This is a genomic window from Methanosarcina sp. MTP4 (assembly GCF_000970045.1).
Classification (GTDB): Archaea; Halobacteriota; Methanosarcinia; order Methanosarcinales; family Methanosarcinaceae; genus MTP4.
In genome coordinates, this window is the sequence record NZ_CP009505.1 from 1,560,999 (window position 1) to 1,587,063 (window position 26,065).

Sequence of the window (26,065 nt, forward strand, 5' to 3'; positions counted from 1 at the left end):
CCGGGAGCCTTTTTGGGAAATATAACCTTGAAGGAACCTGTTTTGGGAATAGAACTTTATCGGGATTGTTTTTGGAAATGCTATTTTTTCCGATAGAAACTTTTCCGGATTTTTGGGAGATTTGATTTTTATGGACCTGGATGCACTCAACAAACTTGTCTTTGATGTCGTGGAGATTGTCAGGAAGGATGAAAATGGGCTGGACCTCGGGGTTGATTTTGCTCTTGACTTTTCAAGGGAAAATGCGATTTCAGCCGATTGCCTTCTGGAACTTGCAAAGATCTGCGATTCCAGGGGCATGTTCAGGGAAGAGTATGTTTTCCTGAAAGCCTGTGCAGGCCTGGCAACCGGGAAGGTGCGGGTTGAGGCTCATTTCCTTTCCGGGGTGATCGCTTACTTCATAGGGTTCAAGGAAAAAGCTCTTGAGGAGTTTAGGGAGGTGCTCAGGCTTGACCCGGAGCATGTAAATGCCCTTTGCAATAAGGGAATCGTCCTTGCAGACTTCGGAAACCGGGTTGAAGCCGAAAAGCTGTACAAACTGGCTCTGGAACTTGATCCCGGGAATGTCAGCACCCACTGCAACTACGGAAATCTTTTTTATGAACTCGGGGAACTGGAAAAAGCGGAATACGAATTTGAAAAGGTACTCGAACTGGACCCCGGGCATGCAAACGCCCGCTGCAACTATGCAAACCTTCTGGAAGAACTCGGGAGAAAGGAGGAGGCAGAAGCCCAGTTTGAAAATGTGCTTGAAAAAGTTCCTGAGCATGTGGCAGCTAACTACAATTATGCCAACTTCCTGAAGCAGGAAGGGAGGTTCGGGGAAGCCGAATATCATTATAGGGAAGTGTTGAAAGTAAGCCCGGGTCATTTAAATGCCCTCTGCAACTACGGGAACCTGCTTTCGGAATCCGGCAGGCTTGATGAGGCTGAAACCCAGTACAGGCTGGTGCTCAGGCTTGACCCCGGGGATGTGGATACCCGCGCTAACTACGGTCAGCTCCTTTTCGAGTTTGGGCGCTACAGGGAAGCTGAGTTCCAGTACAGGGAAGTCCTTGAAACGGACCCGTTCCATGTGCCCACTCTCTGCAATTACGGAAACCTGTTTAAAAGGCTCGGAATGCTCAGGAAAGCTGAAGACAAATACCGGGAAGCCCTGGAACATGATCCCAAAGACATTAAGACCTGCTATAATTACAGCATGCTCCTCTTCAAACTCGAAAGGGTTGAAGAAGCAAAGGAACACTATCTGAAGGCTGTTTCCACAAAGGATTTTCTTTCGGAACTTCCAACCTTTATGCTTTAATTCCGGCTAATCCGATAGGTTTCGTTTAATTCGGTAATTTCTGGTTAATCCGGTAATTTTCGGTTAATTCAGTCAATTCTTTTTAATTCAGGAATTTCCGGTTAATCCGGCAGAACTCTTCTTTTCTATTTTTTTTCTACTTTTCCCTTTATATTAAAAATATTTGGATATTTGTCAGAACTATATAAATAATTATTTATAGATGGCAGGGAAACTTATTTTTGAGAGGTGCATCACCGATGGACTATTCTAGAGTTGATGAACTCGTATCTGCTGTGATTGCAAAGATAGGGCCGGACCGTGAATCCCTTGATTCAGCTCTGGATTTTACCCTCGATTTTGCTGCCACGAACGCTGTACATCCCCAAATGTTGCTGGAGCTGGCTGCGGTCTGCGAACAGCAGGGTATGTACCGGGAAGAGTATGTGTTTGCAAAAGCCTGTTCCAGGCTTGGGTCCGGAAAAACCCGGGAAAATGCCTTTTTTATCACGGGTGTGATGGCCTATCTTATGGGTTACTTTGAGGAAGCCGAATACTGCTACCGGCTTGTCCTGGAAGAAAACCCGGTGCATACTGCTACCCTCTGTAATTACGGGTCCCTCCTGACTGACCTTGAACGCTTTGAAGATGCGGAATGCTTGTACCGGAATGCGCTCGCAAACGATCCCGGCCACGCCAGTTCCCGCTGCAACTATGCTTTTCTCCTTGCCGAAATAGGAAGGCTCGAGGAAGCTGAAGAACAATACCTGCTTGCCCTTGCCTCCGATCCTGAGCATGTGGGAGCCCGCTCCAACTACTCTAACCTGCTCTCCGACCTGGGCCGAAACGATGAGGCGGAAAAAGAATACCTTGCCACCCTTGAACTTGACCCGGAGCATGTGGGCACCCGCTACAACTACGGGATTTTCCTTTCTGCTCTCGGAAGGCTCGAGGAAGCCGAAGTCCAGTACAGCGAAGTGCTGTCCCTGAACCCCCGGCACATCCATGCCCTCTGCAACTACGGGAACCTCCTCTCGCGGCAGGGCAGGGTTTCCGAAGCTGAGACCCAGTACCGGAAAGCCCTTAAACTGGTTCCCGAAGATGCCGACCTCCACTGCAACTATGCCCTGCTCCTGCTGGACTGCGGGCGCAGTACCGAAGCTGAAAAAGAGTTCCTAAAATCCCTCTCCCTGGATTCCATGAGGGCACCCCCTCACTACAATTACGGGCGCCTGCTCGCGAAGAAAGGGCGAGTGGAAGAAGCCGAAGCCCAGTATATGGAAGCTCTTGTTCTGGACCCCGAGCATACCGGGACCCATTACAGCTATGGCTCCCTTCTGAAAAAACTGGGGCGAACGGAAGAAGCAAAACAGCACTACGTCCTGGCCCTGAAGGAGAACTATTCTCTTGAGAGTGAGGACTGCCAGTGGGTTTTCTTCGATTGAGTTCGGGATGGCTTATTTCAATCTTTTTTTTCTTTTGTTTTTTCTTTTGTTTTTCCTTTTGTTTTTTCTTTCGTTTTTATCCTTCTGTTCTTCCCTTCTGTTCTTCCCTTCTGTTCTTCCCTTCTGTTCTTCTCTTCTATTCTTCCCTTCCGTTAATCCCATTGTTCATTATTAATCATTATAATTTTTTTCATTGATGGAAAGTGCCTGGTTTTGGGATTTTGCTTTCTTTATTTCAATCGGAGCACCTTCCCTAAGAATACTCTTTTGACTCTCGGGTATTTTCTTCATTGATATTTTTTCCGACAATTTCAAGATCAGTAGCTTGGTTTTTTCAATTTCGTTAACTGTTTTATATTGAGGAACAAAGGGAAAGGATGTTATATTATGGTTATAATCTTATATCTGACACTATAAAATCTATTCAATAACTAACTAATATATTCGAATCTATTTAAAATATATTCGGGATGTTTAACTTCCATCCCTACCAACCCTACCAACCCACAAACTTGAACAAAATTCTCTTTCTTGAGGTCGGATAATGGACTTCAACTCGATTGATGAAATTGTATATTCCGTTGTTGAAAAGATCGGATCGGACCATAGAAACCTTTGCTTTGCGGTTAATTTTGCCCTGGAATTTGTTGAAAAAAAATCTTTCCCCCCTGAAATTTTGCTTGACCTTGCAGATGCCTGCAAAAAGCAGAAGATGCCCCTTGAAGAATATGTATTCGCAAAAGCCTGCTCGAGGCTGGCTTCCGGAAAGCTCCGGGAAGATGCCTCTTTTGCTGTAGGTAATGCGGCTCACTTCCTGGGTTTACCCTGCGAGGCCGAAGCGAACTATATGGAAGCTCTCACAAAAAACCCTGAAAATGCGGACGTCAGGTCGGCATATGGGGACCTGCTCATGGAACTCTGGCGGATCGCCGAAGCTGAAAATGAGTATCAGGCTGCGCTTTCATTTGACTCAGGGCATGTGAAGGCAAATTCAGGATATGCATGTCTTTTAGCGCAAATGGGGCGGGTAAGTGAAGCCGAAGAGTGCTATTCCCGGGCACTTTCTTCCTGTCCGGACTATGTCCCGGCAAGAGGAGGGTATGCAAACCTGCTCTTTGAGCTGGGGCGTATCCGGGAAGCCGAAGAGGAATACAGGGCCGCACTCAACCTGGACCCCGAAAACCCTGTGCTGCACCACAACTACGGGTCGCTACTCTCTTTCCTGGGACGCGCTTCCGAAGCGGAGGATGAGTACAGGAAGGCTATTGACCTGAACCCGAGTCACAGGAGGAGCCGGTTTCATTACGGCAACCTCCTTGCCCGGGAAGGCAGGGTGTCCGAAGCCGAAGAACAGTACATCGAAGCCCTTGCTCTGGATGAAAATGATGCAAAGACCCACTGTAATTACGCAAACCTCCTTTCCCGTTTCGGGCGGAGGTACGAGGCTGAAATGGAATACAAAAAGGCCCTCGATCTGGATCCCGAAAGTGCCGAAGGGCACTACAGCTACGGGAACCTCCTTACCGAGATCAGTCGCTTTGTCGAGGCCGAAGAAGAGTACATTAAGGCCCTTGGCCTGAACCCCTATTACCCCCCCTTCCATTACAGCTACGGCTTGCTTCTCAGAAAAATGGGTAAGTTCGATGAAGCGAAAAAACAGTATAATAAAGCTATGCAGCTCGACCCGGATATCATGGACAAAATGCTGGAACCCTGGATTATCCTCGACTGAGAATGTTTAACCGGCGAGGTTTGAATGGCAAGGTTTGAATGGCAAGGTATGACTGAAATATTCTGCCTGAGATGTGCTTTCAGATGCTTTGCAGCTTCTTCAGGATGCTTTCCAGATTCTTCCAGGCACCTTCCAGATTCTTCCAGGCACCTTCCAGGTTCTTCATTTAAAGGCAGGGATATCAAAAGTTTAATAAAAATTTTCACAGGGATTTGAGCAGAGAATACCCCTGTTCTTCGTTCCGTGTTTCGGTCTTCGTGTTTCCGAATACAAAGAGCTTAAGCTCTTTTTTTCCGGGCTCTCTTTCTCCAGTTTCTTCCTTCTTGACCCCTGTTTTTTCTATTTTTACTTCTCCGGCCTTTCCGTCCCCGAACAGCGCAAAGGCTCCAGAGTTTCTGAACCCCACATAATCCGGGCAGGAGAAAAGGGAGAGTAGTTTTCCCCCGAACCACCATTCGTACCCGTCCTTGATGGCGGTGTGGGCTCTGATGACCCGTTTTAAACCGTTAAGCTCCAGAAAGCCGTCTACCAGGTCAGGTCCGTATTCTTTTACCGTGTCTCCTCTTCTTGAGGCGCTGAGTCCGGGTTTTTCCGAGGGGTCGTTCCAGAGGTAGGGAAAAGCGTTTTCTTTCGTGATCTTCTCGATCTCCTCTACTCCGGTGATGCCTCCATGTACGCAGAAGGTATGTCCCGAAAGCACGGCTCCCACTGGCATTTCCTTGTATGTCCGGCTGATCCCGGCCAGGAACAGCGGGTCGAAGCCTATTTCCTCAAAAAAACCGTAGTAGACGTTCATCTCCACCGTTTCGTGGTTCCCGCGCAGCAGGAAAATGTTTTCAGGGTCTTCAAGTTTTAACCGGAAAAGCCTTACCAGCACTTCCACACCCTGCGGTCCCCTGTCCACGTAATCCCCCAGGAACAGGAGAGTTTTGCAGTCCATTTCTTCTCTCATCTTCAAAATGAATTCAAGAGCTTCCAGGTTGCCGTGGATGTCCCCCACGAGCATGACAGGTTCTTCCTCAATCCGGAGCACGCTGGGTTCTGAATTGAAAATGCGGTTAGCTTCCGGTAGAAGGGCACGAAGGGCTTCTTTTGCGGCAGCTTTATCGATGACATCTTTATTGGGAAATTCTCCTGAAAGCACTGGATCACCCCTGAAGAAAAGTGGTCTTAAATCCTCTTTTTTTACGGTTAATTAAGTTTTGAAGTATGGTTAATTATGTTTTGAAGCGCACAGTAATTTAATTTTTGCATCGATAAACGTTTCTTCCCGCTTTTTTCAGTAAGCCTTTGCAGGTTTCTACCATTTTTTTGAAAATGCTGTCCCTTTTCTGGTAGAAGGTATAAACCCGAACCCTGCATATATGAAAGAGCAGGAAATACCGGAAAATGATAAATTTCCGCAAATAAAACCTGAACAGAACTTTAACTAAGATTTAAGTTCGAATTTAAAAATAAGACTTTTTGGAGTGGGGAAAGTGGAACTTGAAATCAACAGGCAGGACCCTGAAAAGATGGACCTTGCCGATGTGGTGCTTGAGTATGAAGGCCTGGTTTCCGCGATAGCCAGGCTGGAAGCCCGGCGGGAAAAACTCAGGAAACATATTCTGGACATCTGCAGGGAAAAAGCCATTGATTTGTTGAGGATAGGGAATGTGGAGCTCAGGCGGCAGGCGGCGGAGTGGAAACTCTGGCATATCACGAGTTTGAAGCCCTATCTTGAGAAAAAGGGTCTCTGGGATATGGTGGAATCTGTCGACCGAAAGGTGCTGAGTGAACTTCTCGAAAAAGGCTTTCTGGAAGAAAGTGAGCTTAAGGGCATGTATGATGTTGAAACCAGATACAGTTTGCATGTTAAAAGGGATTGACTGCGGCTAGTGTCGCGTCAACAGTAAAATGTCGTATGAAATAAGTCACAACTATCCAGAATTGTTCAATCCTTAAGGATTGACGCGACACTAGCTGCCTGAATCTGTGTTAACTGCCCGAAGCTGTGTTAAAAGGAACTGATTAAAATGGCTTGAATTTTATTCGGTGTAATTTAATAAGGCTAATTATTTATAGAGAGTCGAATAAACTTACTTTAAAGGGAAATTTCCTGAGGTTTTTCCCGGGAGTTTTATCCCCTGGAGGTTTTTTCGGCATGGAGATAGATGCTGTCGATACTCTTGTTTCTGATGTAATCGAACGGGTTGCATCGAATAAAAAGGATCTCAAAAGTGCTGTTGAATTTGTAGTCGATTTTTCAGGCAAACATTCGGTTTCTCCGGAAACCCTGCTGAAGCTTTCAGCCGTCTTTGATGCTGATAAAATGTATAAGGAAAAATATGTGTTTTCCAGGGCCTGCGCCGAGCTTGCAGGGGGAAAGCTTCGCGAAGAAGGCCTTCTCAGCGCAGGAAATACCGCGTCGGCTCTCGGGGAAAAGGAGCTGGCTGCGGGGGTATACGAGGAACTGCTAAAGTCAAGCCCGGACAATGTTGAGGCTCTAAGCAGGAATGGGGCAGTTTTTGCGGAATTTGGGGAACTGGAAAGGGCCCGGGAACTGTTCGAGAAGGTCCTGGAATTTAACCCCTACCATGTGGACACGCTTTGCAATTACGGTCTGCTCCTTCACAGGCTCGGGAGAATAAAAGATGCCGAAGCCGCTTACAAAAAGGCCCTGATCCTGAAACCCAGGCATGTGGAGACCCATTGCTGGTACGGGGTCCTGCTTTCCGAACTCGGGCAGAGGATAGAAGCAATTTATCATTATGGGCGGGTCCTCGAATTCGATCCGGACCATGTAGAATCGAACTTCCGCTATGCCCTCCTCCTGGAACGGGAAGGGGATGCTCTGGAGGCGGAAATCCATTACATAGCGGCTCTGAAGGCAGCCCCGGAAAACCCGGAGATCCACCGAGCTTATGCCAGGTTGCTTTCCAGGTACGGCATAGTCCATGGGGCCAGGCAGCATTTCAAGCATGCTCTCAAACTGGACCCCCATGACGTGGAAACCTGCTGTGAGTATGCCCGGCTCCTTGCAAGGTTCGGTCACCGGCACGAGGCCGAGGTCCAGTACAGGAAAGCCCTGGAACTTGACCCGAGGCACATGGATACCCTCTGCGGATACGGAGACCTCCTTCGGGAAAAAGGGCAGTATTCCGAAGCCGAAGAGTTGTATCGGCAGGCTCAGACATGCAGCCGGGAAGAGTGAACCGGGATGAATAAAAATTCGGTAAATCCGGTTTGAAATTCGACAAATGAAAAACAGAATCAATACAGCCTTAAAAGTTCAATACAGCCTTAAAAGTTCAATACAGTCTCAAAGGCTCAATTCCTCTTTTTTCCATGAGGCAGGCGGGGATGTCGAGAACCTGCAGGACCGAATCGATTATGATCCCGTCCGAACTTGCGACCACAAAGTCACTTTCGGGTTTCCCGCCTTCTTTTTTCAGGTCGAAATCGACGTGTTTTGAGGTCCGGGCATCGCCGGGAATACCTTTTTCCTGCATTCTGCGGCGGATTAAGCCGGCAAGTTCCCCGCTCCGGCTGATCTGGGCGTCGAGGAGGAAGGTTGAGGTATTAGGTCCGGTTTCGGAGAGAAAATCCAGGACGGTTTCGAGGGCTTCCTCTATGTCCTGGGCGTGCTTTGCTTTGCTGAAATAGAAACGTGTGTCCCGGATGTAGCTGTCGTCGCAAAACCACATTGGCTCTTTTTTCAGCAGGCTGTCCACGGTGAGCAGGACGTTGTATCCGTCGAGGAGAATGTCCCTGTTTCCTGTTTCTTTACACCCTATCTTTTTCTTTGCCCTGGAAACGGTCCTGTCCGGGGGCATGATGACCCTGGTAAGGATGTGCCGCTCTTCGGCGCTGAGCCGGGAGTGGTCGGCTACAAAACGGATGGTTGCGAACTTCGGGTAGCCCCAGCGGAGGATACTCCGGACGTCGTTTGCGGGTTTAAGTAATTTTTCTATTAAAAAAACGGTTGACTGCTCCTGCATGGCCGGTCCCCTTTCCGAAAGGAGGTTCTTTAAGTGAGTGAGGCTATATGTTATATATACATATTTACACAATTAATTATGATCTTTGTTGAGTCAGTGGTCAATTTGCCTGTGCGTCTACCGGTTTATCCCCTGGCTTTTCTAAGTTTCAGCCCGGTTTGGGCTGCGGGCCGTTTGGAGTTCAGGCTGGAGGGTTACTATTATGGAAGTGTTGTGGCTGGATCAGGAAGAAGTTAAAAGTGTCATTGATATGCGTTCTGATATGGAAGTGGTGGAAAGTGCTTTCAGGCAGCACGGCCTTGGCAAGGTGCAGATGCCGCCCAAGTCCTATCTATACTATGCCGAATACAACGGGGACCTCAGGACCATGCCTGCCTACCTTGAGGAGGAGGACGTTACGGGCGTGAAGATCGTAAATGTCCACCCGGGAAACCCGATGAAAGGCCTCCCCACCGTGATGGCGCTTATTGTCCTGATCTCCCCGGAAACCGGGGCTCCCGTCGCAATCATGGACGGGACCTACCTGACCGACATCCGGACAGGAGCAGCAGGCGGAATCGCCGCAAAATATCTTGCCCGGAAAGACTCCGGAATTATCGGCATGATAGGGACCGGGAACCAGGCAAGGAGCCAGCTTGAAGCCCTCTGTGAAGTCTTTGAACCCGAAATGGTAAAGATCACCTCCAGGACCCGGAAGAGCAGTGAAAAGTTCAAACAAGAAATGGAAGACCTGGCCTGCTGTGAAATCAGCATTGAGGAAAACGTTGAAAAGGTTTGTGACTGCGACATACTCTTCACGACCACCCCGGTTCGAAAACCCGTCGTAAAAGCCGAATGGGTCAGGGGAGGTACTCACATAAACGCAATCGGCGCCGATGCTGTCGGGAAAGAAGAACTTGACCCCGAACTCCTGATGCGCTCCAAAATCATTGTAGACGACATGGTACAGGCCGTTCACTCGGGGGAAGTCAATGTCCCGCTTTCCAAGCACTACATCTCCGAAAACGACATCCACGCCGAGCTAGGGGAAGTTATCACAGGCCTGAAGCCCGGCAGGACCAGCGATGAGGAGATAACGATCTTCGATTCAACAGGCCTTGCAATCCAGGACGTCGCAACTGCAAACCTTGTCTATGAAAGAGCTGTTGTGAAGGGCTTTGGTAGGGAAGTCAGGATGTTCTGAAAGGCTTTTTAAAGCCTTTTTTGATTTTCTTTTCCGTTTATCTTTTCTGCTTCCTTTTTTTGTTTCCCTTTCTCTGCTTCCTTTTTTGTTTCCCTTACTCATCCTCCACAGAATGCAGGCAAAGTTTTATATTCGGTTTTATGTTATGTATTTACAACATTATGTTTGATTTCTCCAACAATATGTTGTAAATTACTAACTATTTTTTTCTGCCATCCGGAAACCTTTAAATATCATGAAGAGTTATCTATCTCTAACTCAATGTTGCAAATACATAACATTATGTTGGAAATATGCAATATGTGGTTATAAATAGTCAACAAACATGCGGATCGGTTTGAGAGGCGTTTAAAGTGGAATACATTGAAAAAAAATATAAGTACAAACTGCTCATGGGCCTGGGTATATTGCTTGCCGGGATGCTGGTTGCAGCTTTTCTTGAAGTTGACATTCTGATTCCTATTGTCCTTATCAACACAGGCCTGATCGTTTTTCTTGCTACGGTGTTCAAGCTTTTCAAGAGCGGGGATCTTCCTGACAAGGATGAGAGGACAAAGAAGCTGGCTGCTTACGGGATTACCTATTCCTGGTTTCTGACCCTGGTGCTAATTACGGTCCTGATCTGGGTGGACTACTTCAAACTGCTTGAACTTACAGCAAAGGGAGTGCTGGGAATACTGCTCTTCTTCATGATTATTTCCGCAAATATTTTCAGGTGGTATTTCATGCGTAAGGGTGATGTTGAATAATAAGGCCCCGGAGGTCACTTCGTGAAAACAAGGATAAAGGAATTCAGGGCCCGGTATGACCTGACCCAGGAAGCTCTGGCAAAGATGGTCGGGGTAAGAAGGGAAACCATCGTTTTTCTTGAAAAAGGAAAGTATAACCCCTCTTTAAAGCTTGCTTACAAGCTTGCAAGGGTTCTGGAAACGACAATTGAGGAGTTGTTTATCTTTGAGGACTCGGACCTGGAATGAGCCGGATGGTCCATTATATTTCAATTTTTTATATATTATATCCGGGATTTTTTTGAGGGCGGCTTTAAGTTGAAGGTTAACCTGATTTTTGTTAAGGAAGTAAAATTCATAATCCATAAATACTTGAAAACAAACCGGGTAATTGTTTAGCGGTTAACTGTTTTGGAGATTTATACATTACCCCCCAAAAATAGTTGTACCTTGCCCCAATGGTATAATGAAAAATTTTTGTCCCAAAATACTCCCATATACTCTCCCTGAAAACCTGCTCAATACCCTCATTTTAAAAACAGGTATGGGTACTGCACGGCTACGCAGTACCTGTCCACTTTCCTTTTAATGCCGAGTTTACTTAAATGTTTTAATGTTTCTTTTTAATGTTTCTTTTTGACGTTTCTTTAAATTTATTCAGGCCCCGACGATTTCGTAGAGCTTATCCATATCAATGTGCTGTTCCACCACTCTTGCAAGTTCTTCGTAGGCACCGTCTTCGGTCATGACTTCTTCGAGTTCGTATTCGAGGCCTTTTTTCTCGTAGAGGTACTTCATCAGAGCGTTCCTGATGTTTCCGTTTTCGAAAAGCCCGTGGAGGTAGGTGCCTATAACAAGGCCTTCCTCATCAATGGAGCCGTCGTCCCCGAAAACATGTCGCTTCGAGTCAGTTGCGCCCATGTGGATCTCGTAGCCTTTTACTTCTTCTCCGTCTATGGGGGCAAGGATCGGGCCGTGGGCATTGACGGTTTTTGTGACCTGGATGGTCCGTTTTTCGTATTCTCCGAACTTTGTCCTGATGTCCAGGAGCCCGAGGCCCTCGAACTCAGCTTCGACCCCGTTTTCGATACCTGAGTCAAAGATGGTCTTTCCTAGCATCTGGTAGCCGCCGCAGATCCCGAAGATGGGGATTTTCCCTTTGAACGCCGCGATTTTTTTGGCCATGCCGCTTTCCCTGAGGTCAAGCAGGTCGTTGATGGTGTTCTTTGTGCCAGGAATGGCGATTGCGTCGGGGTTTCCAAGTTCTTCGTCAAGGTCCACATAGCGGATGTTGGCGTGGCTTTCCAGGGGTTCGAAGTCCGTGAAGTTCGAGATTCTGGGCAGGCGGATGACTGCAATTTCGATTTTCTTTTCCGCTTTCGAGTTTTCCTTGTCCCCCAGGGAGACCGAGTCTTCGGAGGGGATGTGGAGTTTGAAATATGGGAGTACGCCGAGTACCGGGATTCCGGTTTTTTCCTCAAGTTCCTTTAAGCCCGGCTTCAGGATTTCCAGGTCGCCTCTGAACTTATTGATGATGAAACCTTTGACGTTTTTCCGCACGTCTTCGGGCAGGAGGGCTATGGTCCCGTAGAGGCTTGCAAAAACGCCACCTCTTTCGATGTCTCCTACAAGGATAATCGGGGCCTGGGTAAGCCTTGCAGTGCCTACATTTACGATGTCCCTTTCATAGAGGTTGATTTCAGCAGCCCCGCCTGCTCCTTCCATAACAATGATGTCGTGTTCGTTCCCGAGCCTTTCCAGGGCCCCTTCCAGGACTCCGTTCATCTCCTCGATAGAATCGTAGTACTGGCCTGCGCTCCTGTCTGCGTAAGGTTCCCCAAGCAGAATAATCTGGGAAACGCAGTCACCTTTCGGTTTCAAGAGGACCGGGTTCATGTCGGCAGTGGGTTCGGTGCCGGCAGCTTTCGCCTGAATCGCCTGTGCAATCCCGATTTCCTTCCCGTCCTTTGTAATCCAGGAATTCAGGCTCATGTTCTGGGCCTTGAAGGGGGCAACACTGTACTTTCTGGACAGGATCCTGCAAATGGCGGTCACAACTGAACTCTTCCCAACATGTGAAGCGGTTCCCAGGATTAAGACGCTTTTCGTATCCATTTTTACCATATCCGTCTTCTCGAACACTGATTGTGGGTATTGTTAGTGAATATTATTCCCGAAATAACATCAATGAATATTATTATGATCTCGCAGTTATAATAAAATGTTTGGGTACTGTGGGTATTAAATCAAGAAAACTTGTTTAAATTAAATAATTGCATTCTTATACTTCTGCCCAAGGATATATAGTTTCTGACGCCTGGCAGGTTTTTTGATCTCCTTAAAAAAGCCGTCTTTTTACACATTATTTTTTCCTTTCTCAATCTTTGTTTCTTTCGGGATTTGCTTCCTTAAAGCCTTCTGTTTTTTCGGATCTCAATTTCTTCTGAACCCAATCCCTTCCTCACTCTTTCCTGGATGTGCTTGAGTTTATTCAGGGTTGCCAATTCAGGGTTGCCAATTCAGGGTTGCCAATTCAGGGTTGCCAATTGGGATTGCACTTCTTTTAAATAAGATCAAAGCAATCTTTCTGGTATCGAATCCGGGGAAAAAAGACCATGAAAGCCGTATTTTTCCTATTCATTTTGCTTCTTATCATGCCGGTACAGCCAGCCTTTGCAGCCGAAACCCTTCAGGCAGGGGACGCGGGCATGCCCCGCATATCCGAGCTCTACAGTGACCTCGAATCTTTTGATGTGACTGTTTATTCGGAGGTGCCGAATGAAGACCTGACCCTTGAAACCTCTCTTGTCAGGACTGAGAGTAACACCGAGGAGGTGCTCGTAAAGAAAGTTTTTTCTGTTGAGGAAGTCCCCGCAAACACCAGGGTTATAAAGGTGGGGTTCTGGGATGTAAAGGGAGCTGAAGACGGTTCATACCTCCTTAAAGCTCGCCTGCTCCGGGATAAGGAGCTACTTTCCGAGGCTGAGTACAAATTTGTCTACGGGCGCCGTTCCATTCCCAGGGTCAGGGTCAATGACCTGGTCCCTAATTCCGAAGGGATCAGTGTGGTAATCTCTCCCAATGAACCGGTGCTCTTCGATATCGAGTACATGCTTGTTGACGGTTCGGACGTTGTGTACACGACCAGGTCCGAGAAAGTTGCCCTGACAGGTTCCCCTGAAGCTTTCTCCGCAGCCTGGGGCACCCTGCTTGAAAACAACAGGGAATACCTGGGAAGGGTGAAGATCCAGGTTTATTCCCCGAGGCGGGAGTTTATCGCAGCTACGGAAAGTTTCACAGCGAAGGATGACGCAGAAATTACTGATATTTACGAAGACGAGACCGGGGCAAGTGCAACTGTCTTTGGCAGGTCCCAGGTGCCTTTCGAAGGGAACCTGATATTTACTGTCTACGAACTGGGCGAGAATGCCGCTTCCGAAACAGCCAGGCCTTTTGATTCAGCCCGGGAAAGGGTGCCCGTGCTGTTGACAGACGACGATGAGACCGTTGAAGTCGCCTGGAAGGAGAGGCTTCCCAGGGGTGTTTACAGGCTCGAGATAGAACTTACAGGCAAAGACGGGGACGTGATAGAGCGCAGGGAGACAATTATCGAGTCTGACCTGTCGTCCTACTCCTATGTGAACGGAGCTGATGGAAGCGATTCAGACTCTGCAGGTACGGGAGACGGAGCTGCGGAAGAAGACGGTGCGGGAGGTATCCCGGGCTTTTCTGCCGCTGCGGTACTGGCAGTACTTGGTGTTTCTGCGGTTCTTTTCAGGAAACGAAGCTAAATGTAATGCCGGCCCAAATACCTAATTTCAGCAGCTTAAGTTTGCAGGTCAATTTTGCAGGTTAAACTGATAATTTAAGTTTGCAGGTCAAACAAAAATCAGTAAACGAATAATCAATAAGGAAACCGTGAATTCCCATGCGCTACGAACTGTTTATCGCCCTCCGGCAGATCCGGGCCAGGAAATTCCAGACCCTTCTTTCCGTAGGAGCGATAGCCCTGGCTGTGATGGTACTCACCATTTCCCAGGCGTTCATGGTAGGGTTTACCGATGAACTTTATGACACCACGGTGGACAAACTCCCTCATGTCTCGGTCTCCCCGACAGAAGACGAGGAATACATCTACCTTTACAGGACTCTGATGGAGGAAATAAATTCAATCGAAGGCGTCACAGCGGTTTCACCTTTTCTGACAGGCAAGGCTTCCTTAAATTTCAAGGAAAATTCCCGGAACGTCGAACTGAGGGGCGTGATCCCCTCCCGGGAGAACGAAATCAGTGAAATAGAAAGCGACATGGTGGAGGGCGACTTCCGGGAACTCGAGTTTTCGCGGAACACCGTGGTCCTTGGCTCGAAACTCGCGGACAGGCTCGAAGTCAAACTGGGGGATTTTGTGGACGTTTCCTTCCCTGATGCAAATCCTCTGTCCCTCAGGGTTGTCGGGATCTTCCACACAGGGTCTCCTCTGGACGAGTCCCTTGCCTACTGCTCTCTCGAGACTGCCCGGAACTTTTACGACGTATCGGACGTGGTAAGCGGGATCTCCGTCCAGATCGAAGACTTCAATAAAGACAGGGAACTCGCTGCCAAAATCGAACAGACTGGCTATGAAGCCAAAGGCTGGACCGAGACAAACCCCGAGATCCTGCGCACCCTTGCTATAGAGGGGACCTCAAACAGCATCACCCTCGGCCTTATCGTGATCATAGCTTCCTTTGGCGTGGTCAGCACCCTGAACCTCTCCGTAATAGGCGCAACCCGCCAGATAGGCATGCTCCGCGCCATGGGTGCCTCTGTCTCAAGTATAAGAATGATTTTCCTTCTCCAGAGCGGTATTCTGGGCTTCCTGGGGGCCTTCTTCGGGACTCTTATCGGCATCGTCATCTCTCTCTGGATCGGAGAATACGAATATCCAGAAGGCGTAGAGTTCGCCGAACAGTTCGGGGGTATCAGCTCTATCCCGGTAGTCATCCGCCCTGAGGACATCATCTTAATCATTATCGCGGTCTTTCTTTTGAACCTTATTGCAGGTATCTATCCTGCACAGCAAGCTGCAAAACTGGATCCTGTGAAGGCTATCAGTTCGAGGTGAGCTTCTGCCGGAAAGGCGATCTTCTGTCAGAAATGTGCTCTTCTGTCGGAACATCGGGTTTTGGCCCCCCAACTCCGGTTTCTTTTTATCTTTCCTTAAAAAAATAAACCGCCTTAAAAAATTCAACTACTTTTAATATATTACCGGCGTTGTAATGTTCCACGTGGATAAATAAGTCAACCGGGTTGAAAATTTATCCCCGGTAATTATATATCTTTTTCTTACCCTTGTTCACATACTTCCTATAGCATAGCGAACAAAAAGGACCTTGTGCAGGAATTCTCATCAACTGACCACTGATGAGAATTTCTCATATCTCTATTCTAATGCGTTAACATAAGGATATTTGTTCCTTATCATTTTCCTGATTTTGTTTTTATTTAACCGGGTCAACCTGGCTTTAAAAAATATTTCAGTCATTTCAAAAGAATTTCGGAAACTATAAATAGTATCCTATGATAAATTGGCATGCTACTTTGTTGCATAGCGCGAACTTTGAGTGGGGGATTCCCTGCGGCTGATCACCTATTGGGAATTCTCATTTTTTCTTTCTGTTTGAATTTTGTTTGCGGAAGCATTTTTGTCGGTTTTTCACTTCCCTGTTTTCTTCTTCAGGCCAGGCTTTTGGTGTTGTTTGAAGATCATAGAGGGAACTTATTATTTTTGTTAACATATCTTATTTATTTACATTCAATACAAATATTTATATTCGTTTACATATATTTATGCTGTGATGGGCAACAGTAAAGAATACGAATTTTACCTTGCAGCCCTGGACAATAACAATTCCCTCTTTGGCAGGAGAAGAGCTATAAGGAGGCTCAGCAAATGCGGGACTGAGGAAGCCCTGTATTACATGAACGAGCTTGTAGTGGACAGGTACTGCCTGCTGCCCGACTGGACCAGAAGGATAGCAAGGGAATATTACGTCTGCCTCTGCCTTGAGTTCCTCTGAATATATAATATGGAAAATTCCGGCTTATCCTGTTCTTAACATTTGGCTCTGACAGTTAATCTAATACTTTCTCCCTTTTCCACTTCTTCCTCTTCTTTCCCTCTTCTTTTCTCCCTCTTCTTTTCTTCCTATTTTCTTCTTCTTCTTCTTTTCTCCCTCTTCTTTTCTTCCTATTTTCTTCTTCTTCTTCTTTTCTTCCTATTTTCTTCCTATTTTCCTCTTTCATTTTCTCCACTTCCTCTCCTTCTCTCCACTTCCTCTCCCCTTTTACAATTATTTTTTCTGCCTGACCTGGCCCGGAAACTTTTCCTTGAAGTCTTTTCAGTTTTTTTTCGGTTCACTTCTGGGAAATACTTATGTATCTTGTCTGCATGCAGGTGGAGGCTGAGCTTGTTTCTTGCTTTGGTATTACATTATTCATCACAGTGTTCACCACAGGTATTCATCACATTATTCAATACGTATTCAGGCTTTTTTCCAGTTAAACCGAAAAGGGCTTTGCCTGGAAGAACATGTGCCGGGAAAATATTTTACTGGAACTTTACGGTTCTCGGGATGGTCGATCAAAAATGGAAAAAAGGGCTTATCTTTTGATTATTGCAGGGGCAACCCTCTGGGGAATTATAGGGTTCTTTGTCAGGGGGCTTTATGGTTTTGGTTTCAGTCCCCTGCAGGTGGTGTCTCTCCGGGTCTTTGCCGCAGCCTTGATCATGATCGTGTACCTTTTTTTCACCCGTCCCGAACTCTTGAAGATCAGGTTCCGGGACTCGCTTTATTTTGTGGGGACAGGCATCTTCAGTCTTGCGTTTTTTAATTTCTGCTACTTTAGCACCATGAAGGAAACTTCAATCGCAGTTGCCGTTATTTTGCTCTACACTGCCCCGGCTTTCGTAGCGGTCCTTTCCCGCATCTTTTTCGGGGAAAAGCTGGGAGCAAAAAAGGTCTTTTCCCTGGGGCTGACCTTTGCAGGCTGTGCTTTCGTTACCGGGTATTTTCCTTCCTTTGGGGCTTCCTCTTCTTTTTCCCTGTCCGGGCTCGGACTCCTTACCGGCATAGGGTCGGGTCTGGGATATGCCCTTTACAGCATCTTCGGGAAAGCCGCCCTTGAAAAGTACCATACCATGACCATTGCAACCTACACATTTGTTTTCGCAAGCCTGGCCCTGCTTCCGGTGAGCGGCCTTGGTAATATGGGCTGGGCCTTTTCAACCGCCAGTTTCTGGCTCTACCTTCTGGGGCTGGGGCTCTTTCCCACAGTCTTTGCCTATATCCTTTACACAAAAGGCCTTGAGGAGGTCGAGTCCAGCCGGGCATCCATTGTGGCTACGGTGGAACCGGTAGTCGGGACTCTGGTAGGGGTCTTTTTTTTCGGGGAAATGCTTTCCTCCTGGCAACTTGCAGGGGTCCTGCTCGTGCTTGTGGCTGTGGTGCTGATCCAGGAAAGAAAATAAATATTTAAATATTTAAATAATTTGAATAGGTTTTTTCTAGAAAAACCTGTTTCCGTGTATTTGAACCGTTTATTTTTTGCCCGACAGGAAATTATTAAAATTAACAGGATGTATAAAAAGAACTTGTGTTTTTTTAATCGCCCGTTTGTTCTTTTATATACAGACCAGGTTTGGTCGGATACAGGCACTGAGTTCGCATATACTGGGTTGGCATATACCGGGTTGACAGGCGCTTAACTTGCAGATGCCTGGCTAGTAGATCCCGAACCAGGGGATACGAGATGTGGGGAACACGGCTGGAAGTTTTATGAGGTTGAAGTTTCATAGAGTTATCATATTGATTTAATTGAAATGGAGAAAATGGACTGAAAAAGTGGTTACTCATGCAATTGAAACTACAGCATTTTGACATAAAAATCGGGCAGCATAAAGTGATGTTCAATACTGCCGACGCAAAGGAACTGGGGGTAAATCCCGGAGACAGGGTGCGTCTCAGGAGTCATGAGAGCATCACGGCCATCGTGGACACCACGGAAGATATGGTGGAGCCGGGTACCCTCGGGGTTTTCACCGAGGTCTATGAGCACATGGAACCTGGCTGGGATAAACCGGTGGAGGTTTTCCCGGCGCTTCGCTCTAAGTCGGGCGCGGTGATCAAGAAGATGATGGACAAGAAGCGCCTGACCCGGGAGGAGATCTACATGGTCGTAAACGATGTTGTGGAGGAAAACCTCAGCGATATCGAGCTTTCGGCCTTCATGACTGCTTCTTACATCCACGGTATGAGTGACGACGAGATCGAATGGCTGACAAGGGCTATGATCGATACCGGGGATACGATCGAGTTTGATACCCACCCGGTGATGGACAAACACTCCATCGGAGGCGTGCCCGGGAACAAGATTTCCCTCCTTGTAGTCCCGATAGTAGCCGCAAACGGGCTCCTTATCCCCAAGACAAGCTCCAGGGCTATTACCGGGGCAGGAGGGACCGCGGATCTTATGGAAGTGCTCTCCGAGGTCGCGTTTACTTCCCAGGAGGTCAAGGAAATTTCCGAGAAGGTAGGAGGTGCCCTCGTCTGGGGAGGAGCCACGAACATCGCCCCTGCGGACGATAAGCTCATCAGGGCGGAATACCCGCTTTCCATTGACCCCTACTGCCAGATGCTCGCTTCCATCATGGCAAAGAAAGGGGCAATTGGAGCGGAAAATCTGGTAATAGACATCCCCACGGGGCCCGGGACCAAGGTCCCAAATGTGCAGGAAGGACAGAAGTTCGCAAGGGACCTGATAAACCTCGGCCACAGGCTCGGGATGAACGTGGAATGTGCCATCACCTACGGCTCGTCTCCCATAGGCAGGACGGTAGGCCCGGCGCTGGAGGTCATTGAGGCTCTGAAAGCACTCCAAAACTTTGAAGGCCCGAACAGCCTGATCGAAAAGAGTGCGGCGCTTGCGGGCATCCTGCTCGAGATGGGAGGAGCTGCCCCGAGAGACCATGGCAAGGAACTTGCAATGGAGACTCTCAGGAACGGCAAAGCCTTTGAGAAGATGAAGGAAATCATCGAAGCCCAGGGCGGGGACCCGAACATCAACCCTGATAACATCCCTGTCGGGGAGTATACCGCTGACATCTGTGCCAGCACTGACGGCTATGTGATCGAGTTTGACAACAAGTGGATTGTCGAGATTGCAAGGCTTGCCGGAGCCCCGAACGACAAGGGTGCAGGCGTCAGGATCCACAAGAAACTCGGGGAAGCCGTAAAGAAAGGTGACCCTATCCTCACCGTCTATGCGGAAAAGGAATTCAAGCTCGACACTGCACTGGTCACTGCCCAGCGCTCGAACCCGATAGTAGTCGAGGGCATGCTGCTCAGGAGAGTTCCCGGAGGAACCTTTGGGTTTGGCGGGTGAAATTACTTTTTTCCTTTCTTTTTTCCTTTCTTTTTTCCTTTCTTTTTTTCTTTTCTTTTTTCTTTCGAATCTAAATTTTTTCTTTTCCTTTTTCTTTTTTCTTTTTCTTTTTCTTTTCCTTTCTAATCTCAATTCTTTTTCCTTTCTTACAGTGAAATTTTAATACCTTGTAGGGGTTTTAGCACGGATATGAAACGGATAGTACTGCTCCGCCTGGGACATCGACCTGAAAGGGACAAAAGAATAACCACTCACGTAGGGCTCACAGCCCGGTTGCTGGGGGCCGAAGGGATGCTTCTGGCCTCAAATGACCCGGGGATTGTGAAAAGCCTTGATGGCGTTGTCGAGCGCTGGGGCGGGAATTTTTATGTTAAAAATGATGTGAACTTCAAACAGGAAATCCGGAAATGGAAAGAAGAAGGCGGGAAAGTCTGCCACCTCTCCATGTACGGGGTCAACCTCCCGGACGTCACTGCCGAACTTAAACAGTGTGAGAAACTGATGCTGGTCGTGGGCGCGGAAAAGGTCCCTCCTGAGATCTACCAGCTCGCTGACTGGAACGTGGCAGTGGGAAGCCAACCCCATTCCGAGGTAACAGCCCTGGCCCTGACCCTGGACAGGATTGCGGAAGAGGACCCGCTCGAAAAGGAATTCTCCGATGCGGAGTTGACCATCATACCTATGGAATGCGGTAAAAAGGTAATTGAAAACGTCAGGGACTGAAAACCTGTTACTGAAGACCTGTTACTGAAAACCTGTTACTGAAAACCTGTTACTGAAAACCGGTTTTCCTTCAGGGTATATTTTGTGTTTGTCTTCGATTTGTTTCTGCAGGAAATTTTCGGCAAGGGTAATAAATTCTTTAATTTTGATGGGATTTATTATTACATATTAAAAGAAAAGTGTTAAATATATGTTTGACATACTGTAAAGTGTCTACAGGGGCAGATAGATTCCTCCAAAATTAACTACAGAGCCGAATTTTTCCCGTTTTCATTCCTGCTCGCCAGGGCAAGCAAGCGGGGACCGGGAATGGTTTCGGGCTGGGGAGATGAGCTGGAATCCAGGTTGCAGGGGTCAGGAAAGTTTCCTTTTCAAACCTCTGTTTTCCCGGACATCTCCTTCAATTCCCCTGAAGGTTTTCTATTTTTTTATAGGTCCATTTTTTATGTGGTCTTTCTTGTTTTTTACCTATTTTCGACTCGTTTCATCTGTTTTCTATTCATTTTTATCTGGTTTCGACCCGATTTTATATCTACTACAATATTTTTTCCGGACTTAAGGGGACTTTTCCGTGCATCAGTACAAAAAGAAATACTTATTAAATTTGGGGGAAATCCTACAGTCGTAAGAATAACAAACTTTTTATTTCCCACATCCTTTTCCGGCAGTGTGAAATGAGCAGACCTTCAGGAGAGAGCATGAGTTCAAATGATATTGACTTCTTTTTTAATCCCCGGTCTATTGCTCTGGTAGGGGCTTCCCCTAAACCCAGTAGCCTTTCCTATACCATACTCGAGAGCCTTGATAAAATCGGGTTTGATGGAAAAATCTATCCGATAAACCCCAAGTACGAAGAAATCGGAGGGCTCAGGTGCTATGCATCCCTCGGGGAAATTGATGACATAATTGACATTGCCGTCCTTTCGGTCCCGGCTCCGGGCATAATCGAGGTTATGAATGAAGATTTCGAAAACGTCAGGGGGGCTGTAGTGGTTAGTTCCGGTTTCAAGGAAATCAAAGGAGAAGGGGAAAAGCTTGAAGCCGAACTGAAAAGGCTGGCAGAGGCTAAAGGAATCAGGGTTATAGGCCCGAACTGCCTGGGCATCTACGACACCATTTCAAAACTGGACACTTTTTTCATAACGCGGGAACGGGTTAAGCGCCCGGACAGGGGTGGGCTTTCCATCCTTACCCAGAGCGGCTCTTTTGCTTCCATGATCGTGGACGAGATCGCTTCGGAAGGTATAGGAATCGCAAGGATCGTAAGCTACGGGAACAAGGTGGACGTGGACGAGACCGACTGCCTGGCTTTCCTCTCCGAAGACGAGGCCACGAAGTATGTGGTGCTCTACGTGGAATCCGTGGAAGACGGTGCACGCTTCCTTGATGTTGCTTCCCACTGCACTAAAACGAAGCCAGTAGTTGCGGTCAAGGTGGGGAAGAGGGATACAGGGCTCAAGGCCACGGCTTCCCATACCGGGGCTGCAGCAAGCAGGTATGAGGCTTATGAAGCTGCCTTCCGGAAAGCCGGCATCATCGAGGTGGACGGCTATGAGGGACTCAAAGACGCCTGCAGGGTTCTGAACTCCTACAGTCCGGGCCGTGGGAAGCGGATCCTTATCATCACAAACGGAGGCGGGATCGGGATCGGGATTGCCGATGCCTGTGAAAGCCTGGGCCTTTCCGTGCCTCAGTTTTCCGGAGAAAGAACAAATCACCTGAAATCGAAACTCCCTTCCTTTGCAGCCGTGGGAAACCCCATCGACATTACCGGAAACGGCTGGGACGACCATTATGCCGATGCCCTTAAAGAAGGGTTCGGGACCGAATACGACATCGCCATAGTGGCCGTGCTCTGGGGACCTCCCCTGCTGAGCGAAGGGATTGTCGATAAGCTGAAAGCCGTTGCAGATGAATACGACAAGCCGGTACTTATCTGCTCTCCGGGCGGGAATTTCACCCGGAAGATGTCCGGGGAGTTCGAAAGAAAAGGCCTGCCGGTCTTCGTCACTCCGGAAAGCGCGGCAAGGGCAGCTGCGATCCTGGCCGGGGGCAGGAAAGTGAACGGGCGGTAAAAACCCAAAAGTAGCAAATTTAAAGGGGTACCGGGTTTAAACCGGAGCTAATTGAAAATGAACCTTAAGCCGGAATCGAACCTGAATCTCTGTCCGGCCCCCGGACTCTGTCTGTATCGGGAACTTTAATGGAACTTTAATGGAACTTTAATGGAACTTTAATGGAACTTTAATTGATCAGAGTCCAGATCCTAAAAAAGCATACATTAAAATAATAGCGAAAAGTAAGGGTCTATGAATCATATGGATTTAGCGTCGCAAGATATACATTTGGCAGCAGGTTGTGCCTTTTTCCTTATTTTATCGTTTGTATTCTTCCACTTTTACAAGATCAGGTTACTTTCCCATTCCCTGAAACTCTGCAACTGGGTTTGCGGAATGGCGCTAAGCTCGGACAGCCCCTGGGTCAAGATGCTCGTGCTGCATCTCGTTTTTTTCATAAGGCTTCTCATGTACCTCGCAATTGTTTCCCTGGAACATGTGGATAAGCTGACAACAAAGGGTTTCTTGAAGCATTATGTATCAGGCACCAGGGTCGTATTTTCGGAGTGCCTGTCAGCATTTGGCAATTCTTCCGAAGAGATTGAAAAATGTATAGGGGAACTTAACCCTCTCACTCCTCACACGAAGAGAAAAGAGAATCATCCCCGAAAGTAACGTCTCTGGAACTAAAGTTTCCGGATGCAACGTTTCGGAACTAAAGTCTCAGGAAGTAAGACCTCCGGAAGTCAAATTCTCGCAAGTAAGTTTACTTGTAAATTAGATTTAGTGTAAAGAGCCTGAAATGAAGCCTCAACTGCCAGCGAAGGTTAAGTTCCACTTCAGGCTCGTATGATTTTCCCACTTCCTTTGATTTTTCCCCGGAGTTTTTGTCCCTTTTCTGCCGCTATGCACTTAAAGGATTCATGCTCCGGGGATTTTCCATTTTATCGTTTTTACTGCTTCGCGCTCTCCTTTGGATTTTTCAGGTATATTTCCAAAGATGTTCAAACACCTGTTTCCTGTGTTAACCGGTTCCAGCCTGGCACTGCCATAGGTAACCAGACTCGAATGTCTCCGGCTATCGCCGGAATCAGGTATTTTCTCCGATTCCCCGGATAGTCCTCTCCCTCCATCCGAAGTATCATTTTTCTCGTTTCCTCTCTCAAAATTCCAGAGGATAACCTGAGTTCGTCGCATCCCAAAAGCAAGATAATTTAAACGACCTTCCGCTTGTATGAAGCGGTATGCAATATCCCAATTAAAAAATCGTGCCAATCATATATAAATACATATTATATTAATTAAATATGAATCGAGATTTATGAAAATGTCTCTTATAAATATGAAACCCCGTATAAGGCGTAAATGCATGGAGTAAAATGTTTGTAATGTGTAGCAATTTTTGCCTTTTTATAACTCCTAAAATTAAAAATGTTTTTACAATCCCCACTTTTCTTTCTGCGGCCCGATTATGCAGTAGTACTCCTGGTTCAACTCGAACTTTTCGCTTACCGGGCACTTCCCGCAGATGCATCCCAGATCTTTCCTGATGCACCTGTTTTTCCCGACCCCGGGAAAACAAAAACCGATTTCTTTTGCACATTCGTCCCAGGTAGGGCATTCCCTGCAGATGCAGAGTTCCTGGACCTCCTTCCTGGTAGTCTCGATTTCTTCCGGGCTCATGTTTCCGTATTTCTTGATGGTTTTATCAAGTATTTGACCACCCCTTATTTCATAATCCTGTTCCCTTATTTTTCATATTGGCGTTATTTGTGTATAAATATGTGCATTGTATTCCATTTCCATTTCCGCTTCCTGCGGATTTTCCTATCCTTTTTGCTCTTTTCTCCTTCCCTTTCTCCTTCCCTTTCTCCTTCCCTTTTTTCTTTTAATTTGAGATTCTGTATCAAGCCCCTGAACGATCCTTGCAAACTCTGTAGGGTTCCAGGTGAAAAATTCAATCTCTTTGAGATAAAATATAATGTTGAAGGATTTATATATCAAGAGTTTATATATTTACACAGGCAAAAATTTATACATTGAGGGAGAATTTATAGGCGGGGAGTTTATCAGGGCTGGAAGCTTTGGTCCCTGTTTTCCGGAAGTTTTGGGGTAAAGTCGCATGAATATAACCTTGATAGGTATGGCAGGTGTCGGAAAAAGCACGATTGGAAAGGCGCTTGCAAAACGCCTGAGCTGCACTTTTATTGACGTTGACTCGTTAATTAAGGAAAAAACCTGTATGTCTCTGCAGGCCCTTATTGACACGCGCGGGGATTCCGCTCTTGTCAGGCTGGAGGAGGAAGCCGTGCTCAGCCTTGATTTAAGGGGCGACTCTATCATTTCTCCGGGAGGGAGCGTAGTTTACTCCGAAAAAGCAATGAATTTCCTGAAAGAGAAATCAACAATCATCTTCCTGGACACTTCCTTCAGAAATATAGTGCGGAGGATCCGAAACCCGGCTAAGAGGGGGCTTGTCGGCTTCAAGGAAAGAAGCCTCAGGGAACTTTTCGAGGAGAGGCTTGTCCTGTACAGGAAATATGCTGACATGACAGTAAAGGTGAAGGGCCACGAACGCGTTCCCGTTGTTGTGGAAAAAATTCTTGAAGGGCTTGAGAGCTTGCCCGATTCCCGGTGCTGAAGGTTTCAAAAATCCTTAGGAACCAAAATCTATTAACGTTCTTTTCTAATCCAAAATCTATTAATGTTCTTTTCTAATCCAAAATCTATTAATGTTCTTTTCTAATCCAAAATCTATTAATGTTCTTTTCTAATCAAAATCTGTTAATGTTCTCTTCTAATCAAAATCTGTTAATGTTCTCTCCTAATCCAAAATCTATTCACGTTCTCTCCTAATCCAAAATTTCTTCAATCTCTCTTCTAAGGTATTACATATAACTGATACATATAACTAATAATAAAATTTTGAGATTATATCAAATTATTTTGCCTGGCTATCGATAACTATTTAGAATTGTGCGAAAAGCTGATATCTACCGAGTCTAAGTAGAGGAACTCCGGAAGAATAACTCCGGAAGAATAACTCCGGATGAAAAAATCAGGGCTAAAGACAGGAACCTGTGGGAAAGCTTATAATTGGCTCCGCCCTCTTGCTGGATAGAAATTTCCTGCAGATACTTTCCAATATTCTTTTCCAGAACTTTCCGGGTTTTGCGGCCCGGGTTTTTGAAGCAGAGAGGAGATATATCATGACATCAAGTCGTTTCATAATCACGGTTATAGGGAGTGACCGGGTAGGGATTGTTGCCCGGATCACCACCGTAATGGCGAATTTCAACGTAAACATTGTGGATATAAGCCAGACCATCATGGATGGGATCTTTACCATGATCATGCTGGCAGAAGCTCCGGAGGAGAACTTCGACCTTGCGGCTTTCCAGAAAACTATGGGCAGCGAAGGGAAAGAGCTCGGAGTCGAGGTTAAGGTGCAGCAAGAAGACGTTTTCCGCTTCATGCACAGGATCTGATCGTATGGATGGGAAGGAGGG

The 26,065-nt window shown here is 47.0% G+C and carries 26 protein-coding genes; 19 read left to right on the forward strand and 7 right to left on the reverse strand.

What is annotated here, in order from left to right; translation table 11 throughout:
* Positions 1 to 130 precede the first annotated feature (130 nt).
* Positions 131 to 1,306 (forward strand): tetratricopeptide repeat protein, encoded by a 1,176-nt coding sequence (locus MSMTP_RS06655; RefSeq protein WP_048178344.1) that lies wholly within the window; start codon positions 131 to 133, stop codon positions 1,304 to 1,306.
* A gap of 239 nt (positions 1,307 to 1,545) precedes the next feature.
* Complete coding sequence (locus MSMTP_RS06660; RefSeq protein WP_048178345.1) at positions 1,546 to 2,730, forward strand: tetratricopeptide repeat protein; 1,185 nt, start codon at positions 1,546 to 1,548, stop codon at positions 2,728 to 2,730.
* A 12-nt stretch (positions 2,731 to 2,742) separates the two neighbouring features.
* Here MSMTP_RS06660 and MSMTP_RS19040 read toward each other — a convergent pair whose 3' ends face one another.
* Positions 2,743 to 2,892 carry a hypothetical protein gene (locus MSMTP_RS19040; RefSeq protein ID WP_156153710.1) on the reverse strand — a complete coding sequence of 50 codons (150 nt, stop codon included), beginning with the start codon at positions 2,890 to 2,892 and terminating at the stop codon, positions 2,743 to 2,745.
* 382 nt (positions 2,893 to 3,274) lie between these two features.
* On the opposite strand from MSMTP_RS19040, the gene MSMTP_RS06665 reads away from it, so the two are divergent.
* Complete coding sequence (locus MSMTP_RS06665) at positions 3,275 to 4,462, forward strand: tetratricopeptide repeat protein (protein WP_048178346.1); 1,188 nt, start codon at positions 3,275 to 3,277, stop codon at positions 4,460 to 4,462.
* A 24-nt stretch (positions 4,463 to 4,486) separates the two neighbouring features.
* Entirely contained in the window at positions 4,487 to 4,678 is a 192-nt protein-coding gene (locus MSMTP_RS19045) for a hypothetical protein (RefSeq protein WP_156153711.1), read from the forward strand.
* On the opposite strand, the gene MSMTP_RS06670 is transcribed toward MSMTP_RS19045, so the two are convergent.
* Positions 4,665 to 5,606, reverse strand: coding sequence for a metallophosphoesterase (locus tag MSMTP_RS06670; RefSeq protein WP_082090528.1), 942 nt, complete (start codon positions 5,604 to 5,606; stop codon positions 4,665 to 4,667). The genes MSMTP_RS19045 and MSMTP_RS06670 overlap by 14 nt on opposite strands.
* Before the next feature lie 334 nt (positions 5,607 to 5,940).
* On the opposite strand from MSMTP_RS06670, the gene MSMTP_RS06675 reads away from it, so the two are divergent.
* Positions 5,941 to 6,330, forward strand: coding sequence for a hypothetical protein (locus MSMTP_RS06675; protein ID WP_231582947.1), 390 nt, complete (start codon positions 5,941 to 5,943; stop codon positions 6,328 to 6,330).
* A gap of 275 nt (positions 6,331 to 6,605) precedes the next feature.
* On the forward strand, positions 6,606 to 7,655 hold the full coding sequence (locus MSMTP_RS06680) for a lipopolysaccharide assembly protein LapB (RefSeq protein ID WP_048178347.1): 1,050 nt from the start codon (positions 6,606 to 6,608) through the stop codon (positions 7,653 to 7,655).
* A 97-nt stretch (positions 7,656 to 7,752) separates the two neighbouring features.
* On the opposite strand, the gene MSMTP_RS06685 is transcribed toward MSMTP_RS06680, so the two are convergent.
* On the reverse strand, positions 7,753 to 8,442 hold the full coding sequence (locus tag MSMTP_RS06685; protein ID WP_048178348.1) for a DUF434 domain-containing protein: 690 nt from the start codon (positions 8,440 to 8,442) through the stop codon (positions 7,753 to 7,755).
* 202 nt (positions 8,443 to 8,644) lie between these two features.
* Between MSMTP_RS06685 and ala the strand changes: the two genes are divergently transcribed.
* The 3 genes from ala (at position 8,645) to MSMTP_RS06700 (ending at position 10,602) form a co-directional block, all read left to right on the forward strand.
* Entirely contained in the window at positions 8,645 to 9,625 is a 981-nt protein-coding gene (gene ala / locus MSMTP_RS06690) for an alanine dehydrogenase (protein WP_048178349.1), read from the forward strand.
* A gap of 353 nt (positions 9,626 to 9,978) precedes the next feature.
* On the forward strand, positions 9,979 to 10,374 hold the full coding sequence (locus MSMTP_RS06695) for a hypothetical protein (RefSeq protein WP_052718299.1): 396 nt from the start codon (positions 9,979 to 9,981) through the stop codon (positions 10,372 to 10,374).
* Between the two features lie 21 nt (positions 10,375 to 10,395).
* Complete coding sequence (locus tag MSMTP_RS06700; protein ID WP_048178350.1) at positions 10,396 to 10,602, forward strand: helix-turn-helix transcriptional regulator; 207 nt, start codon at positions 10,396 to 10,398, stop codon at positions 10,600 to 10,602.
* Positions 10,603 to 11,010: 408 nt separating this feature from the next.
* Here MSMTP_RS06700 and MSMTP_RS06705 read toward each other — a convergent pair whose 3' ends face one another.
* Positions 11,011 to 12,468 (reverse strand): cobyric acid synthase, encoded by a 1,458-nt coding sequence (locus tag MSMTP_RS06705; protein WP_048182921.1) that lies wholly within the window; start codon positions 12,466 to 12,468, stop codon positions 11,011 to 11,013.
* 500 nt (positions 12,469 to 12,968) lie between these two features.
* On the opposite strand from MSMTP_RS06705, the gene MSMTP_RS06710 reads away from it, so the two are divergent.
* The 3 genes from MSMTP_RS06710 (at position 12,969) to MSMTP_RS06720 (ending at position 16,412) form a co-directional block, all read left to right on the forward strand.
* Entirely contained in the window at positions 12,969 to 14,144 is a 1,176-nt protein-coding gene (locus MSMTP_RS06710; protein ID WP_048178351.1) for a Loki-CTERM sorting domain-containing protein, read from the forward strand.
* Between the two features lie 137 nt (positions 14,145 to 14,281).
* Positions 14,282 to 15,457: an ABC transporter permease gene (locus tag MSMTP_RS06715; protein WP_048178352.1), complete on the forward strand. Its 1,176-nt coding sequence runs from the start codon at positions 14,282 to 14,284 to the stop codon at positions 15,455 to 15,457.
* A 733-nt stretch (positions 15,458 to 16,190) separates the two neighbouring features.
* Complete coding sequence (locus MSMTP_RS06720) at positions 16,191 to 16,412, forward strand: hypothetical protein (RefSeq protein ID WP_048178353.1); 222 nt, start codon at positions 16,191 to 16,193, stop codon at positions 16,410 to 16,412.
* A gap of 55 nt (positions 16,413 to 16,467) precedes the next feature.
* On the opposite strand, the gene MSMTP_RS06725 is transcribed toward MSMTP_RS06720, so the two are convergent.
* Positions 16,468 to 16,647: a hypothetical protein gene (locus tag MSMTP_RS06725; protein ID WP_048178354.1), complete on the reverse strand. Its 180-nt coding sequence runs from the start codon at positions 16,645 to 16,647 to the stop codon at positions 16,468 to 16,470.
* A gap of 334 nt (positions 16,648 to 16,981) precedes the next feature.
* Between MSMTP_RS06725 and MSMTP_RS06730 the strand changes: the two genes are divergently transcribed.
* The 5 genes from MSMTP_RS06730 (at position 16,982) to MSMTP_RS06760 (ending at position 23,231) form a co-directional block, all read left to right on the forward strand.
* Positions 16,982 to 17,863: a DMT family transporter gene (locus MSMTP_RS06730; RefSeq protein ID WP_048178355.1), complete on the forward strand. Its 882-nt coding sequence runs from the start codon at positions 16,982 to 16,984 to the stop codon at positions 17,861 to 17,863.
* Between the two features lie 383 nt (positions 17,864 to 18,246).
* Complete coding sequence (locus MSMTP_RS06740) at positions 18,247 to 19,776, forward strand: AMP phosphorylase (protein ID WP_048178357.1); 1,530 nt, start codon at positions 18,247 to 18,249, stop codon at positions 19,774 to 19,776.
* A gap of 189 nt (positions 19,777 to 19,965) precedes the next feature.
* On the forward strand, positions 19,966 to 20,499 hold the full coding sequence (locus tag MSMTP_RS06745; RefSeq protein ID WP_048178358.1) for a tRNA (cytidine(56)-2'-O)-methyltransferase: 534 nt from the start codon (positions 19,966 to 19,968) through the stop codon (positions 20,497 to 20,499).
* 698 nt (positions 20,500 to 21,197) lie between these two features.
* The gene (locus MSMTP_RS06755) at positions 21,198 to 22,574 is read left to right on the forward strand and encodes an acetate--CoA ligase family protein (protein ID WP_048178360.1); all 1,377 of its coding nucleotides are present in this window, start codon (positions 21,198 to 21,200) and stop codon (positions 22,572 to 22,574) included.
* A gap of 378 nt (positions 22,575 to 22,952) precedes the next feature.
* Positions 22,953 to 23,231, forward strand: coding sequence for a hypothetical protein (locus tag MSMTP_RS06760; RefSeq protein ID WP_231582948.1), 279 nt, complete (start codon positions 22,953 to 22,955; stop codon positions 23,229 to 23,231).
* 246 nt (positions 23,232 to 23,477) lie between these two features.
* On the opposite strand, the gene MSMTP_RS06765 is transcribed toward MSMTP_RS06760, so the two are convergent.
* A complete protein-coding gene (locus tag MSMTP_RS06765) occupies positions 23,478 to 23,753 on the reverse strand; it encodes a hypothetical protein (RefSeq protein WP_048178362.1) in 276 nt (91 codons plus the stop codon).
* A gap of 240 nt (positions 23,754 to 23,993) precedes the next feature.
* Entirely contained in the window at positions 23,994 to 24,239 is a 246-nt protein-coding gene (locus MSMTP_RS06770; RefSeq protein ID WP_048178363.1) for a DUF2769 domain-containing protein, read from the reverse strand.
* Between the two features lie 439 nt (positions 24,240 to 24,678).
* Between MSMTP_RS06770 and MSMTP_RS06775 the strand changes: the two genes are divergently transcribed.
* Positions 24,679 to 25,197, forward strand: coding sequence for a shikimate kinase (locus MSMTP_RS06775; RefSeq protein ID WP_048178364.1), 519 nt, complete (start codon positions 24,679 to 24,681; stop codon positions 25,195 to 25,197).
* 568 nt (positions 25,198 to 25,765) lie between these two features.
* Complete coding sequence (locus MSMTP_RS06780) at positions 25,766 to 26,044, forward strand: ACT domain-containing protein (RefSeq protein ID WP_048182924.1); 279 nt, start codon at positions 25,766 to 25,768, stop codon at positions 26,042 to 26,044.
* The last annotated feature ends 21 nt before the right edge of the window (positions 26,045 to 26,065 follow it).

Bases quoted from the DNA above. Each gene is read 5' to 3' on its own strand.
- MSMTP_RS06760 (WP_231582948.1), top strand. From the start codon at position 22,953: ATGGCGCTAAGCTCGGACAGCCCCTGGGTCAAGATGCTCGTGCTGCAT.
- MSMTP_RS06705 (WP_048182921.1), bottom strand. From the start codon at position 12,468: ATGGATACGAAAAGCGTCTTAATCCTGGGAACCGCTTCACATGTTGGG.
- MSMTP_RS06730 (WP_048178355.1), top strand. From the start codon at position 16,982: ATGGAAAAAAGGGCTTATCTTTTGATTATTGCAGGGGCAACCCTCTGG.
- MSMTP_RS19045 (WP_156153711.1), top strand. From the start codon at position 4,487: ATGGCAAGGTTTGAATGGCAAGGTATGACTGAAATATTCTGCCTGAGA.
- MSMTP_RS06755 (WP_048178360.1), top strand. From the start codon at position 21,198: ATGAGTTCAAATGATATTGACTTCTTTTTTAATCCCCGGTCTATTGCT.
- MSMTP_RS06740 (WP_048178357.1), top strand. From the start codon at position 18,247: ATGCAATTGAAACTACAGCATTTTGACATAAAAATCGGGCAGCATAAA.
- MSMTP_RS06745 (WP_048178358.1), top strand. From the start codon at position 19,966: ATGAAACGGATAGTACTGCTCCGCCTGGGACATCGACCTGAAAGGGAC.
- MSMTP_RS06715 (WP_048178352.1), top strand. From the start codon at position 14,282: ATGCGCTACGAACTGTTTATCGCCCTCCGGCAGATCCGGGCCAGGAAA.
- MSMTP_RS06780 (WP_048182924.1), top strand. From the start codon at position 25,766: ATGACATCAAGTCGTTTCATAATCACGGTTATAGGGAGTGACCGGGTA.
- MSMTP_RS06710 (WP_048178351.1), top strand. From the start codon at position 12,969: ATGAAAGCCGTATTTTTCCTATTCATTTTGCTTCTTATCATGCCGGTA.
- MSMTP_RS06720 (WP_048178353.1), top strand. From the start codon at position 16,191: ATGGGCAACAGTAAAGAATACGAATTTTACCTTGCAGCCCTGGACAAT.
- MSMTP_RS06765 (WP_048178362.1), bottom strand. From the start codon at position 23,753: ATGCGACGAACTCAGGTTATCCTCTGGAATTTTGAGAGAGGAAACGAG.
- MSMTP_RS06680 (WP_048178347.1), top strand. From the start codon at position 6,606: ATGGAGATAGATGCTGTCGATACTCTTGTTTCTGATGTAATCGAACGG.
- MSMTP_RS19040 (WP_156153710.1), bottom strand. From the start codon at position 2,892: ATGGGATTAACGGAAGGGAAGAATAGAAGAGAAGAACAGAAGGGAAGA.
- MSMTP_RS06775 (WP_048178364.1), top strand. From the start codon at position 24,679: ATGAATATAACCTTGATAGGTATGGCAGGTGTCGGAAAAAGCACGATT.
- MSMTP_RS06655 (WP_048178344.1), top strand. From the start codon at position 131: ATGGACCTGGATGCACTCAACAAACTTGTCTTTGATGTCGTGGAGATT.
- MSMTP_RS06770 (WP_048178363.1), bottom strand. From the start codon at position 24,239: ATGAGCCCGGAAGAAATCGAGACTACCAGGAAGGAGGTCCAGGAACTC.
- ala (WP_048178349.1), top strand. From the start codon at position 8,645: ATGGAAGTGTTGTGGCTGGATCAGGAAGAAGTTAAAAGTGTCATTGAT.
- MSMTP_RS06660 (WP_048178345.1), top strand. From the start codon at position 1,546: ATGGACTATTCTAGAGTTGATGAACTCGTATCTGCTGTGATTGCAAAG.
- MSMTP_RS06685 (WP_048178348.1), bottom strand. From the start codon at position 8,442: ATGCAGGAGCAGTCAACCGTTTTTTTAATAGAAAAATTACTTAAACCC.
- MSMTP_RS06665 (WP_048178346.1), top strand. From the start codon at position 3,275: ATGGACTTCAACTCGATTGATGAAATTGTATATTCCGTTGTTGAAAAG.